The sequence below is a fragment of the Bradyrhizobium sp. BRP56 genome, assembly GCF_020194035.1.
GTDB lineage: Bacteria > Pseudomonadota > Alphaproteobacteria > Rhizobiales > Xanthobacteraceae > Bradyrhizobium > Bradyrhizobium australafricanum.
In genome coordinates, this window is sequence record NZ_JADYVV010000199.1 from 1 (window position 1) to 463 (window position 463).

Annotated in this window: 1 protein-coding gene; it reads left to right on the forward strand. The window is 59.6% G+C overall.

Annotated features, from left to right (window positions below):
• Positions 1 to 99 precede the first annotated feature (99 nt).
• On the forward strand, positions 100 to 463 hold a 364-nt coding region (locus tag I6F38_RS43355), incomplete at its 3' end, for a hypothetical protein (protein WP_225164711.1).

The following is a 463-nucleotide window of genomic DNA, read 5'->3' on the forward strand; positions in this document are numbered from 1 at the left end:
TCCGTGTGCGCTGTGTTGCGGAATCGCCGTCGCGCGGCTGGGCAGGGTGGCGGGACGCCGCATGAGCGGCGTGTGTCCCACCACATGGAGGAATCAACAATGAAGGGATTGAAGCTTGCAACTGCCGCGGTCGCGTGCGGCCTGATCTTTGTGCCGCCCGTGTTGGCTTCTGGAGATCAGCCGGCGAAAGTGCTTGAGGATGCAGGTGCTCACGCGGAGGCGGTTGCGCTGTTGGAGCGTGAAGCTTCGAACCAGCTGACGCGTCATTTGCAGGAGAGGGGTGAACTGCGACAAATCAGCGTCAGCATCCGTCTGGATGTGAAGGCAAGATCGATGGTGATCAGCTTTGGGCCTGGATACCTTCCCGGCCCGGATCGCGGTTATGACGAGCTCTTCCTGATTCCGATGGCGTCTACGTTGAGGTACTACGCCGAGAAGTCGGGACTGGATGTGAATGATATTG